Here is a 23,661-nt window from a genome sequence, read left to right as displayed (position 1 = left end):
GTAGGGGTTTAGGGTGAAACAATTGTTCAACTGAATAAAATAATTGAACTAATGTATTTTAAAGTTAATTATTATTTTTGGATATTCCAAAAACACAACGGAAATATATACTTATTTTAAGAAAAATTGTTACGAAATAAACAGTTGTCAATATAATTTATGGGAAAAATAGTTACGGCGGAAAAATCAGATGTTTTAGATCAGCTTGATCCCAAAAAATACATCATTATTAAAAATGCCAGAGTTAATAATCTGAAAAATCTTTCTGTCGCGATTCCCAGAAATAAACTGGTAGTGATAACAGGATTATCCGGATCCGGGAAATCTTCTCTTGCATTTGATACATTATTTGCGGAAGGACAAAGAATGTATGTGGAAAGCTTAAACGCTTATGCCCGTCAATTTTTGGTAAGGATGGAAAAACCTGAAGTAGATTATATCAAGGGGATTTCTCCTGCTATTGCCATTGAGCAGAAAATTAACAGCAAAAATCCTCGCTCCACAGTAGGAACAACAACGGAGATTTATGATTATTTAAAACTTCTTTTTGCCAGGGTCGGAAAAACTTTTTCTCCTGTCTCAGGAAATGAGGTTAAAAAACATTCTGTAGAAGACGTTTTAAACTATATCAACAACTTACCAGAAGGAGAAAAAATACAGATTCTGGCCCCGCAAAAGTTTCCTGATAAAAAGAAAAAAGAAGATGTTCTCAATCTGCTTTTGCAAAAGGGATTTTCCAGAATTCTGATAGATGAAGAAGTCCTTGCAATTGAAGAATTAATGGAAAATGCCGGCTCTATTAAAAAGGTAAAAGATTTTTACCTATTGATAGATCGGGCAATGGTAAATAAAAATGACGAAGACCTTAACTTCAGACTTGCTGATTCTATACAAACCGGATTTATAGAAGGGGAAGGGTACTGCATTATAGAAGTCCCGGGAAAAAAGAGAGAGACATTTTCCGACAAATTCGAACTTGACGGAATTACATTTGAAGAACCATCCGTCAACCTTTTCAGCTTTAACAATCCTTTCGGTGCCTGCAAACGTTGCGAAGGATTTGGCCATGTCCTTGGTATTGATGAGGATCTCGTATTTCCTGATAAATCATTATCAGTGTATGAAGGTGTAATCGCTCCATGGAGAAGCGAAAAAATGCACAAATGGGCTGAACCACTTTTAAAAAATGGAATAAAATTCGACTTCCCGATTCACAGATCTTATTCGGATCTGGATGAAAAAGAAAAAGCATTACTATGGGAAGGCAATAAATATTTTGATGGGTTAAATGACTTTTTCAATTATCTCGAAAGCAAAACTCATAAAATTCAATATAGAGTAATGCTGTCCAGATACAGAGGAAGAACTACTTGTCCGGATTGCAGAGGAACACGATTAAGAAAAGATGCATCCTATGTTAAAATAGATGGAAAGTCGATTGTAGATCTGGTGCTGATGCCAATAAGCAAAGGCATTGAGTTTTTTAGTCAAATAAAACTCAGCAGTCACGATAAGCAGGTAGGTGGCAGAATCTTAAAAGAAATCTCCAGCAGGTTAAACTACCTGGATAGAGTTGGGCTTGGCTATCTTACATTAAACCGAGTCTCTTCGACACTTTCAGGAGGAGAGTATCAGAGAATAAGACTTGCTACATCTCTTGGTAGTGCGCTTGTGGGATCTATGTATATTCTCGATGAGCCAAGCATAGGATTACATCCGAGAGACACCAGGAAATTGGTTTCTGTTCTTGAAGATTTAAGAAATATTGGAAATACGGTCATTGTAGTAGAGCATGAGGAGGAAGTGATGAGGGCCGCAGATCAAATTATTGACATAGGTCCTGACGCAGGTGCTCATGGAGGACAACTCATCTTTCAGGGTAGCATTGAAGAAATGAAGGATGAAAATGTCTCCCATACATCTCGATATTTACATGGAGCAGAGGGCATTTCAGTTCCTAAAAGAAGACGCTCATGGCATGATTTTGTAGAGATAAAAGGAGCAAGGGAAAATAACTTGAATAATCTTACAGTTAAATTTCCTCTGAACACACTTTGTATGATTACCGGTGTGAGCGGATCCGGAAAATCCACTCTTGTTAAAAAAATCCTTTATCCTGCGCTTAAAAAACTTCATGGAAACATGGGAGAATTTACCGGTCGCTACGATGGGGTTGGAGGATTACTTGGCAAAGTTTCTCAGGTAGAATTTGTTGATCAAAACCCGATTGGCAAAAGCTCCCGTTCAAATCCTGTGACCTATGTAAAAGCTTACGATGCCATTAGAAATCTTTATAGCGAACAACCTTTAGCAAAAGCGCGTGCCTATAAGCCTGGAAATTTCTCCTTTAACATTGAAGGGGGAAGATGTGAGATTTGTCAGGGAGAAGGAGTAGTCACAGTTGAGATGCAGTTCATGGCAGACATTCACCTCAAATGTGAAGGTTGTAATGGCAAAAGATTCAAACAGGAAATTCTGGATGTTATTTATAAGGATAAAAACATCACTGAAGTACTGGATATGACGATAGACGAAAGTCTTACTTTCTTTGGAGACAAGCCTAAAATTCTTGAGAAACTTAAGCCCCTCGCTGATGTTGGGCTTGGCTATATTAAACTTGGTCAGTCATCCAACTCCCTAAGTGGAGGAGAAGCACAAAGAGTTAAACTGGCTAGTTTTCTAGGTAAGGGAAATTCAGAGGCTAAAGACCATATCCTCTTTATCTTTGACGAGCCCACAACCGGACTTCATTTCCATGACATCAAAAAATTATTGACTGCGCTTAACGCCCTTGTTGAGCAAGGAAATTCAGTTATCGTCATAGAACATAATATGGACATGATCAAATGCGCGGACTGGATTATTGACATGGGACCTGAAGGGGGAGACGGAGGAGGAAATGTCACCTTTGAAGGAGTGCCTGAAGATCTGGTTAAGCTGAAAAATAATTATACTGCTTCATTCCTGAAAGATAAGCTCTAATGCCAGACAAAAGAAAGCATAGAGGAGCTCATCCCGATGATGAAAGCAATTTTAACGAAACAAAATTGCCCGATTTAAGGAAAGCAGTGAGAGATCTTTCGTGGTTGCTTTCAAAAAATTATAATGAAGCCTCTTCACTTAAACTAGTCGGAGACAGGTATCGTCTTAATCTCCGTCAGCAAATGGCAATTCGGCGAAGCTGCTGTACACATGAATCTCTGAAACATAGGTTGTCCATTCAAAAAGATGCAGCATTACTCGAAAACTCAGATGTATTTGTTGACGGGTTTAATACTTTAATAACCATTGAGTCATTTTATTCCGGAGCCTGCCTATTCTTAGGGATGGACGGATGTATAAGAGATCTGGCATCTATTCATGGTTCTTATAAAAAAGTTATGGAAACGCCCGAGGCATTGTCTCAGATTTGTTCTTTCTTATGGGCCTTGAAACCCAGATCGGTGACTTGGTATTTTGATGCTCCGGTTTCCAACAGCGGGAGGGTTAAAACCCTTCTCAAAGAAATTTCCCCTGATACAACTGTGGAACTAGTTCCCGACGCAGACAAACAGCTAATTCTTTCGAAGGGGATTATTGTAACGACCGATGGCCCATTGCTTGATAAAATGACAGCCTGGTATAACCTAAACTCCGACCTTATCTACTCATTATCAAATGCATTTGACCTAAAACTTTTAAATTTAAAAACTTCTGAAATATAGCTTCTTAACAATCCTTTAACTTTCCGGGTTGATTTAGTGGAGAGTAAAAAGCAATGGAGAGAACGACAAAAGTAATGATCAGACATAACGAAGAAGAAAGAAAATTCTTCACTACAATTGAAGGGGTTGAATGTACTTTGAAATACATAAAATGGAATGATCTTGTCTGGGATTTTATTAGTGCTTTTATTCCTCAGACCTTGAAACAGGCAAAAGAGCTACGGTCAACTATTGTTGAATATGCACTCAATTTTGCTAAAATGAAAAATGCACGGATCAAGGCCTCCTGCTCTTGTGTCCAGGATTTTCTTGTAGAACACCCAGAGTACAGGAATTTAATTTACTATCCATATTAATAACTTTTAGTAAAAAATAAAGCCGGACAATGAGTTCATTGTCCGGCTTTAATAAAGACATACTTCACTGTTTTATTCCAAAGTAATCGTAGCATAAATATTTTCAAACGAAGGATCTGTGTTGTTTCCCTTCGATTCGACAGTCAAAGAAAATGCCTCTGCTTTAGATACGCCTGTCATTTTCTGTAAGGATTTTACCTGACCAACTACAAATCCTGAATTCCCAGGAACACCTTCATATATTGCCCAAAGTTGATAGGTTTTATCTTCAGACAATACTGGTATATTTGCCCCGTCCACAAAAAGCTCTCCATTTAGTTTGTTCCAATATAAAGGGACTTTAACGGCACCATCCGGACTAGACATTTCAATTTTCGTAAAATTAGAATCTTTGAGAACCTCAACACTTAAAAGTGCAGATTGTAATTCACTTTTAACTATTACCATCTCATTCAAAAGATTTTCTTTCTCTTTTAATGAGGACTCTTTAACCAGAGAATTATCGGAATTCAAATTCACCAGGTCAATATTTGCATTTTTCATATGATAAGCAAAAAATGCAGCGGCTACAAGTGAAATGACGGACGTAACAATAAATATCGGAAGTAAAATATTGGAAGCTTTGCTTTTCTCCTCTGACATTTCAAACTTCTCTACCTTTTCATTGATTGTTTTTTTTGAGGTTTCATCAGACTCACGCAATTCATTCTGCTTTGCCAGATCCTCAAGCACCTGTCTCTTGTAACCCAAAGGTGGAGTCTTTTCAAAACACATTACATATTTCCTTAATGCATTTTGAAGTGTTCTTATTTCCTCATTTACATCCGGATTTCCTGCGCTCGCTATTTCAATTTCGTGAGACTCAGATTCTGATAACTCTCCCAGAACATAAAGCTCCAGTTTTCCGGAATTAATTAATTCTTGTGAAGTCATATCAGGAGTGTAATGCTTTTAACATGTGCAAAGCCGCCTTAGCTTTATTTCTTACTGCATTTGCCGGTTGATTAAACTTTTCAGCAATCTGATTAATAGTCAAACCCTGGAAATAAATCAAGTCCAGATAATGCTTTTGTTCAGGATTAAGATTGTTGAGAAAATCCCTTGATACTGCAGGTTCCGTATTTCCAAGAATTCCCTCTTGTGTCTTCATCTGCACTATATCTGATAAATTATTTTGCTTAAACCCTCTTTTGCTAACCAATTCTAAAGCTGTACTTCTTGCAATTCTCAAAAGCCAATCAAAAAACTTCTCTGTTTTATGATTGAATTCTGATATCCTTTTTAATATTTCACAAAATACTTCTTTAAATATCTTTTCGGCAGCTTTTTCGGAATTTGCTATACGTAACACAATTCCAAATACGGCAGGAGAGTAATGGTCATAAAGGTATTCCAATGCATTCTGGTCTTTGCCTTTCAACAGGCCAACAAGAGCTTCTTCGGGGATGTGATCTTGTTGAATTTTTTCTTTAGCAGTATTTGCCATGCTCTAAAATTACGAAACCTTTTCATCGTTCGATGGCTTTTTTCCGAAAAATATTTGTGATCACACATTTATTGCCTGTACCTATTTATTCTGTTATTACTAATTATCTCAATATTTAATCATGGATTGAAAAATTTATAGAGGTAATCATTAAGCAAGTTTTCCTGGTGTCTTGCTGCAATGAAGGCTTTTAGAGGATCCGGATAGACCTGGTCAAAATAATTGCCATTCCCTATTTTTACTATGTAAGATTTGTAAGAATGGGTCAGAAACAAATCATTAAAGGGAATTTTAACTCCTGAAAAATTGAGGCTAAATGCCCTTTCATCCTGATTAAAGACTTTAATGCAATCCAAATATCTAAAATAGGCAAGTGGTTCAGTAATACCCCTGTAATTTTCTGATTGAGGAATTATCAAAGCAATATATTTTTGATCAAAAACAAACTCAGACCTGTGCTTATCAAAGATAATATCTTCGCCTAATTCTATTTCTTTTAATGAATGCGGAAAAATAAAACCAATGGTGTCTTCATCAGATAGTATGACTTTAGATAATATTTCTTCTCTTGATAGTTCCTCCTTACACATTCTGTCTTTGTAAGCTAAAAGATTGCCTTTTTCAACAGCGTTTAGCAAAATTTCTGACATAACTGCATTTTCCCCAAACAATTCAACATTCTTTGGATCTTGTAAAGTAAATGCTCTCACAAGATGCTTTCTGAAAAGAACATCTTGTTCTCTGACATTTAGATTTTGCCCTAAGGCTAAATTTGAAACTCCGAGGAAAAATAAAATTAAAGTGATGCCTTTCATAACGGATAATTTATGAAAGAACGAACTTGAAACGGAAATTATTTAATTCATCTGTCAAATGCAGATTGCATATCAAAAAGACGATAATTGGGCAAAAACAAAATAACTACTGCACGGTTAAATTTTTATAATCCCAGTCTTAATGAAAGCACTTCTTAAAAACAGATTTACTGGTATATTTCTCTTTGCAGTTTGCTTATTAACTTTTAGAAATACCATAGCAATAGCACAGGATATACATGATCCCTGGAAAATAACTATATATTATTCTCCAGAATATACCTCCAGAATCTTAAGTGTTACAAGTGATCAACCAAACATTAAAGAGACGCGCAAAAAAGAAACGGGGACTTATGGTTATTCTCTCGGATTAAATTTTGAAAAACACCTTAATGATAGATTTGCTTTTGGTCTTGGAGGCAGATACAGCAGAAAAGGTTTTAAAACGCCCTTAACAACATTAAGCACTCCTGTAAATGGAAATGATCAGGCCAAAGGTTCTTTTAAAGCGGAGCTATTTGAATTTCCGGTTTTCGTGAATTACAGCTATATCAAAAAAGAGAAAATCTCTCTATTTGTGAGAGTTGGCCCTTCTTTCAATTATTTGATAAAAGCAAAGGAAAAAACTGATTATTACACATCAGGCACTTTAACTGAAACATCGGAATTAACGCGAGATGATGCAAATTTGAATAATTTTTTAATGGGGGGAAATATAGGTACAGGAGTGCAAGCATTTATATCTGAAAATATTGGCTTTATGCTTATGCCACAGTTTACTTACTTTTTCACTCCATTACGCAAAGATGTGCCAGAAAAAGAAAGACTATATTCTATTGGAGTAAATGGAGGTATAATACTTGCCTTTTAATCAATTAAATAAACTTTTAAGAAAAATTTTTTAAAACCTAAACCTTATGGATACCTGGCAAGTATATACTTAGCCTTGAATAAATTTCCAAAAAATTTAATTATTTGTCTATAAAATTATAATTTAGTAATATAGTTTGGAAAAAGTTCGTTTGAGGAGAAATTCCCTCAACAAAAAAATTTATTATATAATTCAACTAATTAATTGTATTTTATATTGGAAGTACATAAATTAGCAAATTATTCTGGAAGTGTATACAATTTAAGAAACAGGTTATGAATAAAATTTTCACCACTTTAAAAGGGCTATCCCTCATAGCAGCAGGAGCAGTAATCATCTCTGCCTGTTCAAAGGGAAATCCTACCAGCACCAACCCGGGCAAAGAAAGCACGGTTACCGGTCTGGCTTACAATGAAGAAAACGGTTTTGAAGTTAAAGATTTCCAAGGTCAGCCTGAAGGGCCAAACCTTGTGTACATCGAAGGCGGTAGAACTGTTTTAGGTTCTTTCGAGGAAGATATTCTTAAATCGGGAGACAACGTAGAAAGAACTGTTACGGTAGCGTCTTTTTACATGGATGAAACTGAAATTGCAAACATTCACTGGTTAGAGTATTTATTTTATATCCAGAGAGACTCTTCTCAGGAATTCTATGAATCTGCTCTTCCTGATACAAACGTTTGGGCAAGTGAGCTTGCTTACAATGACCCTTATGTTGAGCACTACTTAAGATATCCTGGTTTCCGTTATTTCCCATTAGTAGGAGTTAACTGGATTCAGGCAGTTGATTACTGTACTTGGAGAACAAGAGTTGTAAACAACGAGCTAGCTAAAGATGCAGGTGTTGAAGTACCTGAAGGCGGAGGAAGAATTCCTCTTGAGTCTGGTGTGGTTCTTCCGAACTACAGACTTCCATCTGAGGCTGAGTGGGAATATGCTGCTCAGGCACTTATTGGAAACCAGTGGTTGGATGAAAACCAAACACACAAAAGACTTTATCCTTGGGATGGTCACGCTCTTAGAAATCCATATGGAAAACAAATGGGTATGTTCCTTGCCAACTTTAAAAGAGGTAGAGGTGACTATGCCGGTATAGCTGGTAAATTGAATGATGGTGCAATGATCACTACTTACATCTACGAATATCCTCCAAATGACTTCGGTCTTTACAACATGGCTGGTAACGTAAACGAGTGGGTATATGATGTTTACCGTCCTCTTTCTTTCCAAGATTTTGATGACCTGAACCCACTTAGAAGAAACGGCTTCCTTGACGAAGAAAAAGGATACGATAAAGCTGGATTCCAGTCTCTTATCGATGACCACGTAAGAGTTTACAAAGGTGGAAGCTGGAAAGACGTTGCTTACTGGATGTCTCCTGGAACAAGAAGATACCTTGCAGAAGATTCTTGTACTGCAACTATCGGATTCCGTTGTGCGATGATCCAAGCTGGAACAAACTATTAATAGATATAATTAAATCTAAAAAGCCTTTGGGTAATACCCAAAGGCTTTTTTATGTAGCAATAGCCACTGATGCAATACTGACCTTTGAGGCACCGGCATCAAGTAAAGCAAGCAGGCAGGCTTCCATGGTTGAGCCAGTTGTAACGACATCATCAATCAACAGGATATGTTTACCTGAAATCTCAGAAACGTCTTTGACTTTAAAAATTCCATCAACATTTTTCCATCTCAAAATCCTGTTAATTTTTGTCTGAGTAGAAGTTGAAACAACCCTGCCTACAATCTCTTTACAGCAAACACCTAGGCTCTCCCCAAGTCCTTCCCCAATTACAAAACTTTGATTATATCCTCTGGATCTAAATCTTTTCGAATGTAAAGGCACAGGAGCTATCAAGTCTGGCATAAAATCAGGAGACTTTTTAAGAATTTCCAAACCAAATTTTTTTCCCAAATACCTTCCAGCAGCTTTATTTCCTCCATACTTTATATCAAATAAAATATTCTGTACAATGCTCTTTTTTTGGAATTTGAGGTAAACAAAAGCCTGGTCAATCATCACTTTACCATAAAATCGCTTCTCCAATTCGTTGTTTGACAAAAGACCTATCTCGGCTTTGGGCAAGTTTACAAGGCAGGAAGTACAAAGAATTTCTTCGTTGACTAACAAACCATCATTACACCCTGCACACAATTGTGGGTATATTAATTCAAAAAATGAATAAAATAAGTTCTTCATAGCTGGTTAAAAGTGAATCAAAATAAAGTAAAACTAATTATCATTTCATAACTTGAACCAATATTATAATTAAATAAAGATGTCAGCCGATAAAGATTTTGACCCGGAATGGATAGCACTGCTTGATAGTTTGAAAGCAGTAATTGGCAAAAGGCCAAATATGGATGCTATTCTATTTCTAATAGGAGTGCAAGAGCTTGGGCAAGGAAAAAGAAACTATTCCAAAGAAGAAAAACAGGATCTTATGCATATTGGAATATGCAAACTTTTAAGTTTATCAGGTTATTATGAACTAGAAGGACAGGATCAGGATGGATGGCCGCATTGGAAGTTAGTTAAAAATTTGCCCCAATTTGACCTTAGAGAACAGGAAAAGCTGCTCAAAATGCACATAAAGGAGTATTTCAAAACACTATAATACCTTTTTGATTGAAGATATTAACATATAACGTAAACGGCTTAAGATCAGCTATTAGTAAAGGGTTTGTAAAGTGGCTTGATGCAACAGGGGCAGATGTGATTTGCCTTCAGGAAATAAAATCAACTCCAGAACAAGTTGATACTACAGAAATTGAAGAATTAGGATTTAAATATTTGAGTTGGCATCCTGCAGTTAAAAAAGGATATAGTGGAGTTGCGATTTTTTCAAAAATTAAACCTGTAAATGTTTGTGTAGGTTGTGGTATGGAAAAATACGATTATGAGGGAAGAGTTTTAAGAATAGATTTTGAAACTTTTTCCATTCTCAACGTATATATGCCTTCAGGATCTAGCGGTGAAGAGAGACAAGCCTTTAAAATGTGCTGGTTAGATGATTTTTATAATTATGTTTCCACACTTAGGACAGATTTCCCCCGTTTAATTGTTTGTGGCGATTATAATATTTGCCATCAAACAATAGATATACACAACCCAAAATCCAACGCTAATTCTTCGGGATTTTTGCCAGAAGAAAGGGCATGGATGTCTAAATTCTTTGGAAGCGGTTTTGTAGATGCATTCCGGCACTTTAATTCTGAACCTCATCATTACACATGGTGGACATACAGAATGAATGCAAGAAGTAAAAATCTTGGCTGGCGCATAGATTATCATGCCGTAACAGAAAATTTAAAGGAGCGCCTTAAAAGGGCAATTATATTAAACGAAGCTAAACATTCAGACCATTGCCCGGTACTAATTGAAATTGTTTAGATCAATATTTTCGTTTAATACATTTTGTTATTAAATTGGCCTCTTTAAAAATTTAATTGGGTTTTGAATGTTCAACCAATTTTTTAAAAAATAAATGAAGAAATTGTTATTAACCTTAGCGTGCGCCGGGGTGCTGTTATCATCATGTGATACAACAAAAGAAACTGGCAGCGGAGAATCTTCCAGCCTAACTGCTGCGAAGGGAGGAAGGTATTATGGCGGAGTGTTTAAAGTTAATGAGTCCGACTACATTAAGAACCTATTCCCTCATAATATAACCGACGCAATATCTTATCGCGTTGCAAATCAGGTTTACGAAGGTTTGATGAAATTTAATCAAGCGGATCTAAGCCTTATAAAAGGGATAGCTGAAGATTATTCCGTAGACCCAAGTAAAACTGTTTACACATTTAAAATCAGAAAAGGAGTACTCTTTCACGATAATGAATGTTTTCCAGGTGGAAAAGGCAGAGAGTTAACAGCAGAGGATGTTAAATTCTGTTTTACCCAACTTTGCACTCAAAATATTAACAATCAAGGATTTAGCGTATTTCAGGGAATTTTGAAAGGCGCTGACGAATACTATAAAGCATCAGAGGGAGGAAAAAAACCATCATTTGAAGTGGACGGTATTAAAGTAATCGATCCTAATACCATTCAATTTACCCTTACTGCTCCAAATTCAATCTTCCTTTATAATCTTGCAAGACCGTTCACTTACATCTTCCCTAAAGAAGCTTTGGAGAAATATGGTCTTGAAATGAGAACTAAAGCAGTAGGAACAGGACCGTTTAAAATTTTCAGCATTGAAGATGATATCTCAATCATCCTTAAGAAAAATGAAAATTACTGGGGTTCTGATGAGCACGGAAACAAGTTACCATTCTTGGATGCTATAAAAATCAAGTTTATAAAAGATAAGAAAACTGAGCTTTTAGAATTCAAAAAAGGAAATCTTGATATGATGTACAGACTTCCAACTGACCATATCATAGAAATCCTTGAAGAGGTAAAAGGAAATAAAGGCCAATTCGGACAATATGACCTTCAAAGAACTCCAGAAATGGCAACTCACTTCCTTTCATTCCTAAATCAAGGTAAAATCTTTAATAATAAAGATTTAAGAAAGGCATTCTCTTTTGCCATAGACAGAAAGAAAATACTTGAATTCGTGCTTAACGGAGAAGGTTATGCTCCTGCAACGCACGGAATTACACCTATAGATATCTTTAAGAATCCGGTTTATGACGTTAGCAAAATCAATGGATATGACCTTAACCTTGATTCTGCAAAATACTATCTGAAGAAAGCAGGATATCCGGATGGAAAAGGATTCCCTAAAATTACCCTGGAGCTTAACTCTGATGGAGAAAGAAATGCTGCAGTAGCTGAAGAAATTCAGAAACAGCTTAAAGAGCACTTAAACATTTCTATCGAATTGAACATTGTACCATTCGCTCAGTTAGTTGAAAACATGATCAATGGAAAGAGTGACTTTTTCAGAGGAGGTTGGATTGCAGATTATCCAAACCCTGAAAACTTCCTGTGGTTCTTCTATGGAAAAACTGTTCCTGCGAGCCTAGAAAAACCACCATATCCAAATATGATGAGATACAAGAGCGATAAGTTTGACAAACTTTATGAGGCAGGCCTAAAAGCCACAACTCAGGAAGAAGCGTTCAAACACTTCCTTGAAGCAGAAAACATAGTAATGCAGGATGCTCCAATCATGGTATTATGGTACGATGAAGGATACAGATTAATGCAGGCTTTTGTTAAGAACTTCCCGAACAATGCAATGCAATACAGGGACTTCACAAACGTCTACTTTGAGTATCCGAAGAAAGCGGACATGTAATTGGTTGAATTAAAACTTATTAATAACCATTTTGAGCAGGATCGAAGTTCGGTCCTGCTCATCTTAATTTAAAAGGCCTACAAAAATAATCAACTGGACGACCTCGTTAAGAAGTGATGAAACCAGCAGAAAACTTCGATAAACTCTTAGTAAACCTTAAGGCCTACAAAAGAAAGTACTACCTTAACCAAATGCTTAAGGGTGGAATTTTATTTTTAACACTTCTATCTTCAACTTATCTATTTTTCTCAATACTTGAATACTATGGAAAATTTAGCCAGATAGTTAGGGTTATATTTTTCTTTACATATTTAATTTCCGGATCGCTGGCATTTTTTACCTGGATATTAGATCCTCTTTTAAAATACTTTGCAATCAATAAACAGCTGTCAGATGAAGAAGCTTCACGACAGATAGGTCTATATTTTCCAGAAATTAAGGACAAACTCTTGAATACCCTTCAACTCAAAAAAATGAGTGAAAAGGAAAGCGAGCTCATAAGGGCAAGTATAGAACAAAAGACAAATTCATTATCAATAGTCCCTTTTTCCAACGCTATTAACATAAAGGAAAACAAAAGATATTTGCGCTATCTGGTCGGACCAATAGTAATAATTGCTTTAATAGTATTCTTTCTTCCGCACATTTTTGTAGAAAGCACTGCACGTATAATTAACTATAATATAGATTTCAAAGATAAAGCACCATTCGCCTTTATGCTTGAAAATAAATCATTAAAAGCCTTTAAAAACGAGGATTTTGAGATCAATTTGTCTATAAAAGGCAATTCTATTCCTGAATCTGTTTACCTTATTTCCGCCAATAAAAGGTCTAAACTGAAAAACCTTGGAGGAGGAAAATTCTCATATCTCTTTAAAAATATACAAAGAAAAGAAGACTTCAATTTTGAAGCTGCAGGTTTTATCTCCGACGGATATTCCATTGATCTAATCAATAGACCCGAGCTTACATCATTTGATGTATATTTAAACTACCCATCCTATCTAAAAAAACAGTCTGAAAAGGTTAAAAACATAGGGAATTTAAGCATTCCTGAAGGAACTTCTGTTACCTGGGAGTTCAATACAAAATCAGCTGATCAAATTAAGATTTTGTTTTCTACAGGGAAACAGATAACCGAAAATATAGAAGACGATGCTTACAAGCTGTCTAAAACATTTAACAAGACAGAAAGCTACGATCTTGAACTGCAGAACAAGCAGGTAAAAAGTAAAGAGAAGATTAGTTATACTATTAATGTAATTCCGGATCAATTTCCTCAAATTTCTAGTGAAGAATATCATGATTCAACTCTATTTAATTTTATAAGCCTAGGAGGAAGCATCAATGATGATTACGGATTAACTGGCTTAAGACTATTTTATAAAAGGTCATTAGATGATAATAAAGAGAAGGAATCACCATTCAAATCCATTAATGTACCAATAGATCAAAAATTCCTGTCACAGAATTTCATATTCAATTGGAATATTGATTCTCTTAACTTAAAACCAGGAGAAAGCCTTGACTACTATCTCCAGGTTTGGGACAATGATGGTGTAAATGGAAGAAAAAGCTCTAAATCCAAAACATATGGAATAAAACTTCCTTCAAAAGAAGAAGCATCGAAGGCTATTTCTAAAAATTCGAGTCAGACCGAAAACAAGATGGAAAAAGCTTTGAGCAAATCTCAGCAGATCCAAAAAGACCTGAATAAAATTGAAGAAAAGCTAAAAGGGAAGAATAATCTGAATTGGCAGGATAAAAAGAGCATAGAAGAACTTCTTGATAAGCATGAAGAACTTCGTAAAGAAATAGAGGAGCTGAAAAAAGCAAATGAGAAGCTTAATCAGCAACAGGACAAACTCAGTCCTTCCAGTGAAGAAATGGCGAAAAAAATGGAGCAATTACAAAAGCTCATGAATGAATTACTGGATGAAGAGACCAAGAAACTTTATGATGAGCTTCAAAAACTCATGGAAAAAAACGCCCCTAAGCAGGATCTTCAAAAAGTATTGGATGCCATTCAGAAGAAGGAAAACAACATGGATAAGGAGCTAGAGAGAGCCTTAGAGATGTTTAAGCAGCTTAAATTTGACCAAAAGTCAGAAGAAATCATTAATGACCTTAAAGAAACTGCAAAAGAGCAGGAAGAGCTTGCTGAAAAAACAAATCAAAAACAGGAGGATCAGAAATCTCTTCAGCAACAACAAGAAAAGCTAAATGAAGACTTTAAAAATATACAAGAGAAATTAAATGACCTTGAGAAGATTAACGAGTCATTGGAAAACAAAAATGACCTTGAAAATACAGATTCAAAGGAGAATGAAATTTCTAATGAGCAACAAAACAGTTCTGAACAACTAAAGAACAATCAAAACAAAAAAGCAGGTAATTCCCAGAAAAATGCAGCCGAAAAAATGAAAGAGATGGCTGATAAATTGTCTTCTATGCAGAAATCCAATGAACAGGAGCAAGCTGAAGAAAATATGGAAGACCTTAGAATGATATTAGAAAACCTTGTAAGACTCTCTTTTGATCAGGAAGATGTAATGAAGGAATTCAAAAAAGTAAATCAAACAGATCCAAGATTCATTGCATTATCACAAAAACAGTTAAAACTAAAGGATGACAGTAAGATCATTGAAGATAGTCTTTTAGCTTTAGCAAAAAGGGTCTACCAAATAGAATCTTTTGTTACTCGCGAAGTTGGCCAAATGAAAGATTTTATGGATGAAAGTGCTAAAGCAATTAAAGAAAGAAGACCTGATATAGCAGCGGGTAAACAACAATTTGCGATGACATCCATAAACAATCTTGCCTTAATGCTTAATGATGTTTTGAAGCAGATGCAGGAGCAAATGGCACAGTCGATGAAAAGCGGTTCTTCAATGTGCAAGAAACCTGGAAAAAACCCTAAACCAGGCCTAGGAGAACTACAGAAACAGCTCAATCAGAAAATTCAGCAATTAAAGCAAGGGGGAAAAACCGGAAAGGAGCTTTCTGAAGAACTCGCAAAACTTGCTGCTGAACAAGAAACAATCAGAAATGCAATGAAGGAGTTGGAGAAAATGATGAATAAAAATGGAGGTCAAGCTCCAGGAAATAATTTGAATCAACTTTCTCAAAAAATGGAGGAAACAGAAAATGATCTGGTAAATAAAAAATTGACTCAGGAAATGATCATGAGACAACAGGAGATATTAACCAGATTACTGGAAGCAGAAAAGGCAGTTAGGGAAAGAGATCTCGATGAGAAAAGAGAAGCTGAATCTGCTAAAGAACCAAAACAAGATATACCGCCTTCTTTTGAGAAATATCTAAAAGCAAAAGAAAGACAAATAGACCTTTTAAAATCCATTTCTCCTGCTTTAACCCCTTACTATAAGCAAGAGGTAAATGAATATTTTCAGAAAATAGACAATTAAGATAAAACCGTATTATAAAGTTAAAGAATGATGAATTCGCTTAGGATACAGATCCCTTCCTTACCGGAAAACATTAGAATTGTTGAGAGCTTTATCGACAATGTAAAAGACAAGTTTCAGATTGATGATGACATCTATGGAAACATCATGGTTGCTGTTACAGAGTCAGTAAACAATGCTATTGTACACGGAAACAAAGGAGACAGAACAAAGAATGTTGTCCTAGCTGCAGAATGCCAGGATAACCACTTGAAATTTATTATTGAAGACGAAGGTCCAGGCTTTAACTATGATTCATTACCTGATCCAACAGCACCAGAAAATCTGGATAAAATAGGAGGGAGAGGAATATTCCTTATGAAGCATTTATCTGACCAGGTCGAATTCAAAAATGAAGGAAGAACTGTAGAACTTTCATTTTACTTTAATTAATGTCAAATACATCTGAAATTTTTTTCCATAAAGAAGATATATCCTTTCGCTTTTTACACAAAGAACAAATTATCCAATGGATAAAAGAGGTGGCAAAAAAGGAGAAGAAATCCATTGGATATATCAACTATATTTTCTGTTCTGATAATTATCTTTTAGAACTCAACAAGGATTACCTTAACCATAAAACTCTAACAGATATTATCACTTTTGATAATTCTGATGGAACTTTAATCGAATCGGATATATTCATTAGTATTGAAAGAATAAGAGATAATGCAACAAGATTCGAAACAACGTTCCAATTGGAGCTTTACAGAGTTTTAATTCACGGCGTATTACATCTCTGCGGATACAAAGACAAAAAGGAAGAAGAGAAAAATCTAATGAGGGAAAAAGAAAACAAATACGTCACCCTCCTAAACACAAAATACAATGTTCCACGTGGAACAAAATAACAAAACTAATTAAAGTTCCACGTGGAACATCTCTACCAATAAAATCTAACAAAGATTTCGATAACAGATGTTTCACGTGGAACATAAAATATAATAAACTAAAAACTCTACTTGGACTAATTTCTGGCTAATAGAGTTAATAACGAAATAATCAAACTATGTTCCACGTGGAACATAAAATCAATTTCATAGAATGTTTAAAGAATACGATGTAATTGTTGTAGGTGCAGGTCATGCCGGATGTGAAGCTGCTGCTGCTGCTGCCAATATGGGATCAACAGTATTATTAGCAACAATGAACATGCAAACAATAGCTCAAATGTCTTGTAATCCTGCAATGGGAGGAGTGGCAAAAGGGCAAATTGTAAGAGAAATAGATGCTTTAGGTGGGCAGTCGGGTATTATATCCGATAAATCAATGATCCAATTCAGGATGCTAAATAGATCTAAAGGACCTGCAATGTGGAGCCCAAGAAGTCAAAATGATAGAATGAAATTTGCTGAAGAATGGAGATTGACTCTGGAAAGAACACCTAATGTAGACTTCTGGCAAGAAATGATTAGCGGACTTCTTGTAAAGGATGGCAGGGTAGTAGGAGTTAGGACAGGAATGGGTATTGAAATAAAAGCCAAATCAGTAGTTCTAACTAATGGTACATTCTTAAATGGTATAATACATATTGGAGAAAAAAGGTTTGGAGGAGGAAGAACCGCAGAAAAGGCCGCAACAGGAATAACAGAACAACTTGTTGAATTAGGATTTGAAGCAGGAAGAATGAAAACAGGAACTCCACCAAGAATAGATGGTAGATCTCTCAACTATCAAAGAATGGAAGAACAAAAAGGTGATGAAAATCCTGGTAAATTCTCCTATTCAGAAGAAACATCAGCGCCAAAAGCACAGAGAAGTTGCTACATAACCTATACAAATAAAGATGTACATGAAGTATTAAAGACAGGATTTGATAAATCTCCAATGTATACTGGGAGGATAAAAGGATTAGGCCCTAGATATTGTCCATCTGTAGAGGATAAAATAAACAGATTTGCGGATAAGGAGAGACACCAGATATTTGTAGAACCAGAAGGATGGAATACTGTAGAAATATATGTCAATGGTTTCTCTACCTCATTACCTGAAGATGTACAATACAACGCTTTAAAACTAATCCCTGGATTTGAGAATGTAAAAATGTTCAGACCTGGGTATGCAATAGAATACGATTATTTCCCACCTACCCAATTAAAGCTAACTCTTGAAACAAAGATCCTGGAAAACCTATACTTTGCCGGGCAAATCAATGGAACAACAGGATATGAAGAAGCAGCATGCCAAGGTTTAATTGCAGGAATAAACGCTCATAATAAAGTCCATGAAAAGGAAGAGTTTATTCTTGGAAGATCAGAAGCATATATAGGAGTCTTAATTGACGATCTGGTAAATAAAGGCACAGAAGAACCATATAGAATGTTTACTTCAAGAGCAGAATATAGAATACTACTTCGTCAAGATAATGCAGATCTAAGATTAACTGCAAAAGGATATGCATTAGGACTTGCAAGCAGAGAAAGATTTGAAAAAATGAAGGAAAAGAAAAAAGGCGTTTCAGATCTAACCGAACAATTAAAAGCATTTAAATTCCAGCCAGAACAAATCAACTCCAGATTAGAAGAACTAGGAAGTGCCCAAATAAGAGAAAAGGCAACATATCTTAACCTGATAAAACGACCAGATCTTGATATAAAAGACTTGGCAAATATCAATGAAGATACAAATAATCTAATCTCTAAATATAGCGATGACATAGTTGAGCAAACTTCTATAGAAGTAAAATATGAAAGCTATATTCAGAAGGAAGAAGCACTGGCTAAGAAAATGACAAACATGGAAAACTTTCAAATAAATGAATCCATGAATTACGATAGTTTGGTTGCTCTATCTGCAGAAGCAAGGGAAAAGTTAAAAAGAATTAAACCAAAAACACTAGGACAAGCATCACGAATAAGTGGAATAACTCCATCTGACATTTCTGTCCTAATGATTTATCTAGGAAAATAAAATGAAAGAGATTACCTCATGCCCTGTTTGTCATTCTACAGGATTAGGACTTAAATTAAACATTAAAGATTACTCTATTACACAGGAGAAATTTAACTTATTAGAATGCCCTAAGTGTAAACTCAACATCACTTCACCACAACCTGATGAAGAGAACATAGGAAGATACTACCAATCCGAAAAATATGTATCGCATACAGATTCTAAGAAAGGTATAATTAATGCAATCTACCATCGAATAAGAAAAATAACTCTTAATGCTAAACTTGAGTTAATAAACAAATATTCCAAACCAGGAAACCTACTTGATATAGGATGTGGAACAGGATACTTTCTTAAGAAGTGTCAGGAAAATGGATGGAGAATAACAGGTACAGAACCTGATAATGGAGCCAGACAAAAGGCCAAAGATCTTACGGGAAAAGAAATTTATGGAAACATAAATGAAATAAAAGCCATAAAAGAATATAATGTAATCACTCTTTGGCACGTCCTTGAGCATATACATGATCCCGTTAAAGCAATAACAAAAATAAAGGAACTAATAAAAGAAGATGGAACACTAATCATAGCGGTTCCCAATTTGGAGTCTAATGACTCAAAATATTACCAGGAAACTTGGGCAGCTTATGATGTTCCAAGACATCTTTATCATTTCTCAAAGACAGCTCTTAACAATTTGCTAACTCAAACAGGATTTCAACTGATCGAAACAAAACCAATGAAATTCGACAGCTATTATGTAAGCATGTTAAGTGAAAAATATAAAGGAACAAATAACCTTTTAAATGCTTTCTTTACTGGATATAAATCGAATTTAAAAGCAAAAAAAGAATCAGGAAACTACTCTAGTATCATATACATCGCAAGAATAAAAAAATGATAAGACACATTTTTACAGCAATAACAGCAATTTTTATAATCATATTTTTGAAAGCCTGTGCAAATATTCAGGCTCCACAAGGAGGTCCAAAAGATGCAAAACCTCCTAAAGTCGTCAAATCATATCCAAAGCCAAATTCTTTAGATTTCAAATCAAACACGATGACATTTGAATTTGATGAAGAGATCAAAGAGAACAATTTCATGGAGCAATTAATAATCTCTCCAACTATCAAGTCTGAATATACTTACAAAATCAGAGGTAAAAAACTCTCAATAACATTCAACAAACCATTTGAAGAAAATACTACCTATACATTAAACTTCAGGAATGCGATTCAAGATATAACTGAAAACAATGCACCAAAAAACTTTTCAATAGCATTTAGTACTGGACCAATACTGGATACATTAACTATCTCTGGAAAAGTTACAGATTTATTAACCAATAAACCATTATCCAATATATCTGTAGCACTATATAAAAGTAATGATACATTAAACATATCCAATTCAAAACCGCTATACTTTGCTAAATCTGAAAACGATCAATACAAAATCACCAATATTAAAAAAGGCGCTTATGACCTATATGCATTAGAAGATTTAAGTAATAATCTAAAATATGATTCTAAAGAAAAAATAGGTTTCAAGACTAAAATCACAATAGATAGTAACATAACTAATTCAGATATATACCTAACAAAAATTGATACTACAGCTCCTGAGATAATATCTACTTCCATCATTAACGAAAATGAGTTTACAATCAAACTGAAAGAAGGAATAAAATCACAACGTATTGAATATCAGAAAGATACATTATTTAATGTAAGCTATTTAATTGAAAATCAAGGCAATACAATTAAAATATACAATACATGGAAAATAATGGAGGATAGTATTCCTATAAGATTAGCGTTAGAAGATTCATCTGGAAATATAGGAAGAGGGAACATTAGAATTATCTATGAATCTAAAACAAAGAAGAAGACGGAAACAAAAACTCCATTAGTTATAACAGTTAACCCCGATAATGGAAAACTAAATCCTAAAGGAAACAAGATAAAATTAAACTTCTCTAGTCCAGTCACAGAAATAGATTTCAGTCAATTTCAAATAAAGCAAGACTCATTAGTCAAACCATTCGAAAAGAAAAACTTTACTCTTAACAAACAGAAATTACAGGCAGAGGTGGATATATATTATCCAGAGAATAAAGATTCCCTATTTCTAATTATACCAGACAGTACAATAAAGGATTTCTTAAATAACTATAATAGGGGCTTAAAGGAGAAGTTTACTGTGAAAAAGGAAGAAGACTATGCAATCCTTTCGGGAACTATCACTACAGAAGCTAAAAACTACTTTTTTGAATTATTAGATGATAAATACAATCCGATTCTCACGCTGAAGAACCCTAAAAAATACGAATTGAATTTTCTTAATCCAGGAACGTATTATATACGAATTCTCGTAGATGTTAATAACAATGGTAAATGGGACAATGCAGATCTTGAAAAGATGATCCAAGCAGAACCTGTTATCCACTATAAGGAGAAAATTGGGCTAAGAGCTAACTGGGAAGTCAGAGATATCAACATAGAATTTTAACTTTTATTAATAAAAATATAAAATACTGATATTAAAGACTTAACAAATCAACATTTTCAACATTCAATGTGATTAAATCATTAAGAAATTTATTTTCAAAATCTGAAAACAATCTGAGATGCAACTTTTATCAACGAACCAAAATTCAGCAAAAATAACATGGTCAAAAATGGTGGATTATTTATAACAATCCTCAATCCACATTGTTTAAGGATAAATACACATTAAAAAATTTTCAATCGTTAATAAAAACCAAAAATATCTAATAATCAATCATTAAATCGTTATATAACCTGTGGATAAAAAAGATATAAATCAAGAATTATAAACTTCACAAAAAATCAAGACGTGAATAATTAAAGTTTTCAACTTATTCACAGGGATATATTATATATAATAATTATTTAAATATTTAATTAATAAAATAAGGGATTAATAAGTCAGTTTGAAAAATATGAATGTGAAGAAGCTTTATATTTCCTTAACCACTCTTGTTGCATTTTTGTTTTTGGCAACTACAAACTTTTTATATGCACAAGTCTCTCCTGAAATAAAAATTGCCAATGAATACTTTAATAACCAGGAATACAGTAAAGCTCTTTCTGAATACGAAAAAATCAGTAAAAAGTCTGAAAACCTTCCGCTGATCTATTCTAATTTCTATAATTCTTTAATCCACGAAAAAAATATTACTGAGGGAGAGAAGCTCATCAAAAAGATGATTAAGAGCAATCCTAACGAATCTTTTTATAAAGCTGACCTCTTCCTTCATTTACAAAAATTCTCTTCACAGGACAAAGCGCAGAAGGAATTTTCAAACCTTTCTGAAGCTGTTCGTGAAAATCCTTCTTTAACAGAAAAAATTGCGGATTATCTGGTGAAATCCGGAAATGTGGATAAAGCTGCGGAATTGTATATAAGTTCTCGAAAGTCACTAAATGACAGAAATTTATACAGTTTTAAACTAGCTGAACTCTATAAAATTCAGAATAATAATGCATTAATGATTGAAGAAATGCTGAATTATCTGAAAAATGATCCAAACGAATTGGAAAATGTGAAAAACCAGTTTCAGAATATTCTGACAGAAAAAGAAGATTTTGATTTGCTGGAAACCACTTTGTATGAAAAAATACAAAAAGACCCCAATGATGCTGCATTTAATGAAATGCTTCTTTGGATGAATATTCAGCAGAAAAATTTCACCAAAGCGTTTATGCAATCGAAGGCTCTGGATAAAAGATACAAAATGCAGGGAATGAAAATGATTGAGGTGGGCAGAATTGCAATGGAGAACAAAGACTACGAAGCAGCGTCAAAATTTTTCCAATATGTTGTGGATGAATACAGGAACGGAGTTCATTATGGCCAGGCAAAAAGAATGTTGATTAATTCCAGAGAAGAACTGGTTAAAAATACATTTCCTGTCAATGAAACTCAGATCAGATTGTTAATAACTGATTACAAAAATCTTATCAAAGAACTGGGTAAATCTCCTTATACCACTGAAGCTATGAAAAACATGGCTTTACTGGAAGCATTTTATCTGGACAATAAGGATACTGCTGTAATTATATTAAACGACGCATTGAATTATTCCAGGAATGATAACCGTTTAACAGCAAAAATCAAAATTGATCTTGGGGATATTTATCTCTTAAAAGAAGAACCTTGGGAAGCAACATTATTGTATTCTCAAGCAGAAAAAGCCATGAAAGAGGATCCGATCGGTCATGAAGCAAAGCTAAAAAATGCCAAATTAAATTATTACAAAGGTGAATTTGACCTGGCACAGGAACATCTTGATATCCTTAAAATTGCTACCTCCAGAGAAATTTCAAATGATGCGATGAATCTTAGCCTTCTGATCCAGGACAATACTATTCTGGATACAGATACAACAAATGAAGCAATGAAGGAATATGCCAAGATTGATTTTCTTCTTTTCAGAAATAAAAATATTGAGGCTATTGAAAGAGCAGAGGAAATTTTAAAAAAATATCCAAAGCATTCTTTGGCGGATGAGGTCCTTTTATTGGAAGCAAAGATTTACAGAAAATTAGGTGACTTCGATAAAAGCCTTCTTGCACTTGAGAAGATAAATACTTCTTTCTCTACTGATATCCTTGGTGATGATGCTTTGTTTTTGACGGGAATCATATATGAGGAAAACAAAAAGGATAATCAGAAAGCGATGCAGATTTATCAGGACTTTATGATTAAATATCCTGGAAGCATCTTTAATGTTGAAGCAAGAAAGCGATTCAGAAAGCTTCGCGGCGATAAAATTTAATCCACTCGC

At 34.6% G+C, this 23,661-nt stretch carries 19 protein-coding genes; 15 read left to right on the top strand and 4 right to left on the bottom strand.

The window, feature by feature from the left end; translation table 11 throughout:
* The first annotated feature begins 159 nt into the window (after positions 1–159).
* From uvrA to K350_RS27585, 3 genes are read left to right on the top strand one after another with little or no spacing between them, the layout of a single operon-like run.
* Entirely contained in the window at positions 160–2,982 is a 2,823-nt protein-coding gene (gene uvrA, locus K350_RS0105830) for an excinuclease ABC subunit UvrA (RefSeq protein ID WP_028979102.1), read from the top strand.
* On the top strand, positions 2,982–3,704 hold the full coding sequence (locus tag K350_RS27590; protein ID WP_051312897.1) for a DUF434 domain-containing protein: 723 nt from the start codon (positions 2,982–2,984) through the stop codon (positions 3,702–3,704). Before uvrA ends, K350_RS27590 begins: the two co-directional genes overlap by 1 nt.
* 53 nt (positions 3,705–3,757) lie before the next feature.
* Positions 3,758–4,060, top strand: coding sequence for a GNAT family N-acetyltransferase (locus tag K350_RS27585; RefSeq protein ID WP_037574032.1), 303 nt, complete (start codon positions 3,758–3,760; stop codon positions 4,058–4,060).
* Between the two features lie 72 nt (positions 4,061–4,132).
* Here the strand turns inward: K350_RS27585 and K350_RS0105815 are convergent, their stop codons facing one another.
* The 3 genes from K350_RS0105815 to K350_RS0105805 form a co-directional block, all read right to left on the bottom strand.
* Positions 4,133–4,993 carry an anti-sigma factor gene (locus K350_RS0105815; protein WP_028979101.1) on the bottom strand — a complete coding sequence of 287 codons (861 nt, stop codon included), beginning with the start codon at positions 4,991–4,993 and terminating at the stop codon, positions 4,133–4,135.
* Between the two features lies 1 nt (position 4,994).
* Positions 4,995–5,546, bottom strand: coding sequence for an RNA polymerase sigma factor (locus K350_RS0105810; protein ID WP_028979100.1), 552 nt, complete (start codon positions 5,544–5,546; stop codon positions 4,995–4,997).
* Between the two features lie 119 nt (positions 5,547–5,665).
* Positions 5,666–6,361, bottom strand: coding sequence for a hypothetical protein (locus K350_RS0105805; protein ID WP_028979099.1), 696 nt, complete (start codon positions 6,359–6,361; stop codon positions 5,666–5,668).
* A 142-nt stretch (positions 6,362–6,503) separates the two neighbouring features.
* On the opposite strand from K350_RS0105805, the gene K350_RS0105800 reads away from it, so the two are divergent.
* Together K350_RS0105800 and gldJ are read left to right on the top strand one after the other, a co-directional pair.
* Entirely contained in the window at positions 6,504–7,232 is a 729-nt protein-coding gene (locus K350_RS0105800) for a porin family protein (protein WP_028979098.1), read from the top strand.
* A gap of 275 nt (positions 7,233–7,507) precedes the next feature.
* Positions 7,508–8,698, top strand: coding sequence for a gliding motility lipoprotein GldJ (gene gldJ, locus K350_RS0105795; RefSeq protein ID WP_028979097.1), 1,191 nt, complete (start codon positions 7,508–7,510; stop codon positions 8,696–8,698).
* 49 nt (positions 8,699–8,747) lie between these two features.
* Here the strand turns inward: gldJ and K350_RS0105790 are convergent, their stop codons facing one another.
* Positions 8,748–9,434: a ComF family protein gene (locus tag K350_RS0105790; protein WP_028979096.1), complete on the bottom strand. Its 687-nt coding sequence runs from the start codon at positions 9,432–9,434 to the stop codon at positions 8,748–8,750.
* Positions 9,435–9,513: 79 nt separating this feature from the next.
* Between K350_RS0105790 and K350_RS0105785 the strand changes: the two genes are divergently transcribed.
* The 10 genes from K350_RS0105785 to K350_RS0105740 all read left to right on the top strand — a co-directional run bounded on the left by K350_RS0105785 (position 9,514) and on the right by K350_RS0105740 (position 23,652).
* On the top strand, positions 9,514–9,852 hold the full coding sequence (locus K350_RS0105785; RefSeq protein ID WP_037574030.1) for a hypothetical protein: 339 nt from the start codon (positions 9,514–9,516) through the stop codon (positions 9,850–9,852).
* 11 nt (positions 9,853–9,863) lie between these two features.
* Positions 9,864–10,628: an exodeoxyribonuclease III gene (locus K350_RS0105780; protein ID WP_028979094.1), complete on the top strand. Its 765-nt coding sequence runs from the start codon at positions 9,864–9,866 to the stop codon at positions 10,626–10,628.
* Positions 10,629–10,722: 94 nt separating this feature from the next.
* Complete coding sequence (locus K350_RS0105775) at positions 10,723–12,486, top strand: ABC transporter substrate-binding protein (protein ID WP_028979093.1); 1,764 nt, start codon at positions 10,723–10,725, stop codon at positions 12,484–12,486.
* Positions 12,487–12,602: 116 nt separating this feature from the next.
* On the top strand, positions 12,603–15,914 hold the full coding sequence (locus K350_RS0105770; RefSeq protein ID WP_028979092.1) for a DUF4175 family protein: 3,312 nt from the start codon (positions 12,603–12,605) through the stop codon (positions 15,912–15,914).
* 30 nt (positions 15,915–15,944) lie between these two features.
* On the top strand, positions 15,945–16,346 hold the full coding sequence (locus K350_RS0105765; RefSeq protein ID WP_028979091.1) for an ATP-binding protein: 402 nt from the start codon (positions 15,945–15,947) through the stop codon (positions 16,344–16,346).
* On the top strand, positions 16,346–16,804 hold the full coding sequence (gene ybeY, locus K350_RS0105760; RefSeq protein WP_037574028.1) for an rRNA maturation RNase YbeY: 459 nt from the start codon (positions 16,346–16,348) through the stop codon (positions 16,802–16,804). The genes K350_RS0105765 and ybeY overlap by 1 nt, the downstream gene beginning before the upstream one ends.
* Before the next feature lie 193 nt (positions 16,805–16,997).
* Entirely contained in the window at positions 16,998–18,863 is a 1,866-nt protein-coding gene (mnmG, locus tag K350_RS0105755) for a tRNA uridine-5-carboxymethylaminomethyl(34) synthesis enzyme MnmG (RefSeq protein ID WP_028979089.1), read from the top strand.
* Between the two features lies 1 nt (position 18,864).
* The gene (locus K350_RS0105750) at positions 18,865–19,746 is read left to right on the top strand and encodes a class I SAM-dependent methyltransferase (protein WP_028979088.1); all 882 of its coding nucleotides are present in this window, start codon (positions 18,865–18,867) and stop codon (positions 19,744–19,746) included.
* On the top strand, positions 19,743–21,359 hold the full coding sequence (locus K350_RS0105745; protein ID WP_028979087.1) for an Ig-like domain-containing domain: 1,617 nt from the start codon (positions 19,743–19,745) through the stop codon (positions 21,357–21,359). The genes K350_RS0105750 and K350_RS0105745 overlap by 4 nt, the downstream gene beginning before the upstream one ends.
* Before the next feature lie 460 nt (positions 21,360–21,819).
* Complete coding sequence (locus K350_RS0105740; protein ID WP_162144135.1) at positions 21,820–23,652, top strand: tetratricopeptide repeat protein; 1,833 nt, start codon at positions 21,820–21,822, stop codon at positions 23,650–23,652.
* Positions 23,653–23,661: the final 9 nt, after the last annotated feature.

The sequence above is a fragment of the Sporocytophaga myxococcoides DSM 11118 genome, from assembly GCF_000426725.1.
Taxonomy (GTDB): Bacteria; Bacteroidota; Bacteroidia; order Cytophagales; family Cytophagaceae; genus Sporocytophaga; species Sporocytophaga myxococcoides.
Note: the sequence above shows the minus strand (reverse complement) of the source record. Positions and strands in the feature narration are given on the sequence as shown.

Coding starts and splice junctions, on each gene's coding strand:
- K350_RS0105805 (WP_028979099.1), bottom strand. CDS start 6,361: ATGAAAGGCATCACTTTAATTTTATTTTTCCTCGGAGTTTCAAATTTA.
- K350_RS0105785 (WP_037574030.1), top strand. CDS start 9,514: ATGTCAGCCGATAAAGATTTTGACCCGGAATGGATAGCACTGCTTGAT.
- K350_RS0105765 (WP_028979091.1), top strand. CDS start 15,945: ATGAATTCGCTTAGGATACAGATCCCTTCCTTACCGGAAAACATTAGA.
- K350_RS0105775 (WP_028979093.1), top strand. CDS start 10,723: ATGAAGAAATTGTTATTAACCTTAGCGTGCGCCGGGGTGCTGTTATCA.
- K350_RS0105745 (WP_028979087.1), top strand. CDS start 19,743: ATGATAAGACACATTTTTACAGCAATAACAGCAATTTTTATAATCATA.
- ybeY (WP_037574028.1), top strand. CDS start 16,346: ATGTCAAATACATCTGAAATTTTTTTCCATAAAGAAGATATATCCTTT.
- K350_RS27590 (WP_051312897.1), top strand. CDS start 2,982: ATGCCAGACAAAAGAAAGCATAGAGGAGCTCATCCCGATGATGAAAGC.
- K350_RS0105800 (WP_028979098.1), top strand. CDS start 6,504: ATGAAAGCACTTCTTAAAAACAGATTTACTGGTATATTTCTCTTTGCA.
- K350_RS27585 (WP_037574032.1), top strand. CDS start 3,758: ATGGAGAGAACGACAAAAGTAATGATCAGACATAACGAAGAAGAAAGA.
- K350_RS0105750 (WP_028979088.1), top strand. CDS start 18,865: ATGAAAGAGATTACCTCATGCCCTGTTTGTCATTCTACAGGATTAGGA.
- mnmG (WP_028979089.1), top strand. CDS start 16,998: ATGTTTAAAGAATACGATGTAATTGTTGTAGGTGCAGGTCATGCCGGA.
- K350_RS0105790 (WP_028979096.1), bottom strand. CDS start 9,434: ATGAAGAACTTATTTTATTCATTTTTTGAATTAATATACCCACAATTG.
- K350_RS0105770 (WP_028979092.1), top strand. CDS start 12,603: ATGAAACCAGCAGAAAACTTCGATAAACTCTTAGTAAACCTTAAGGCC.
- K350_RS0105815 (WP_028979101.1), bottom strand. CDS start 4,993: ATGACTTCACAAGAATTAATTAATTCCGGAAAACTGGAGCTTTATGTT.
- gldJ (WP_028979097.1), top strand. CDS start 7,508: ATGAATAAAATTTTCACCACTTTAAAAGGGCTATCCCTCATAGCAGCA.
- K350_RS0105810 (WP_028979100.1), bottom strand. CDS start 5,546: ATGGCAAATACTGCTAAAGAAAAAATTCAACAAGATCACATCCCCGAA.
- uvrA (WP_028979102.1), top strand. CDS start 160: ATGGGAAAAATAGTTACGGCGGAAAAATCAGATGTTTTAGATCAGCTT.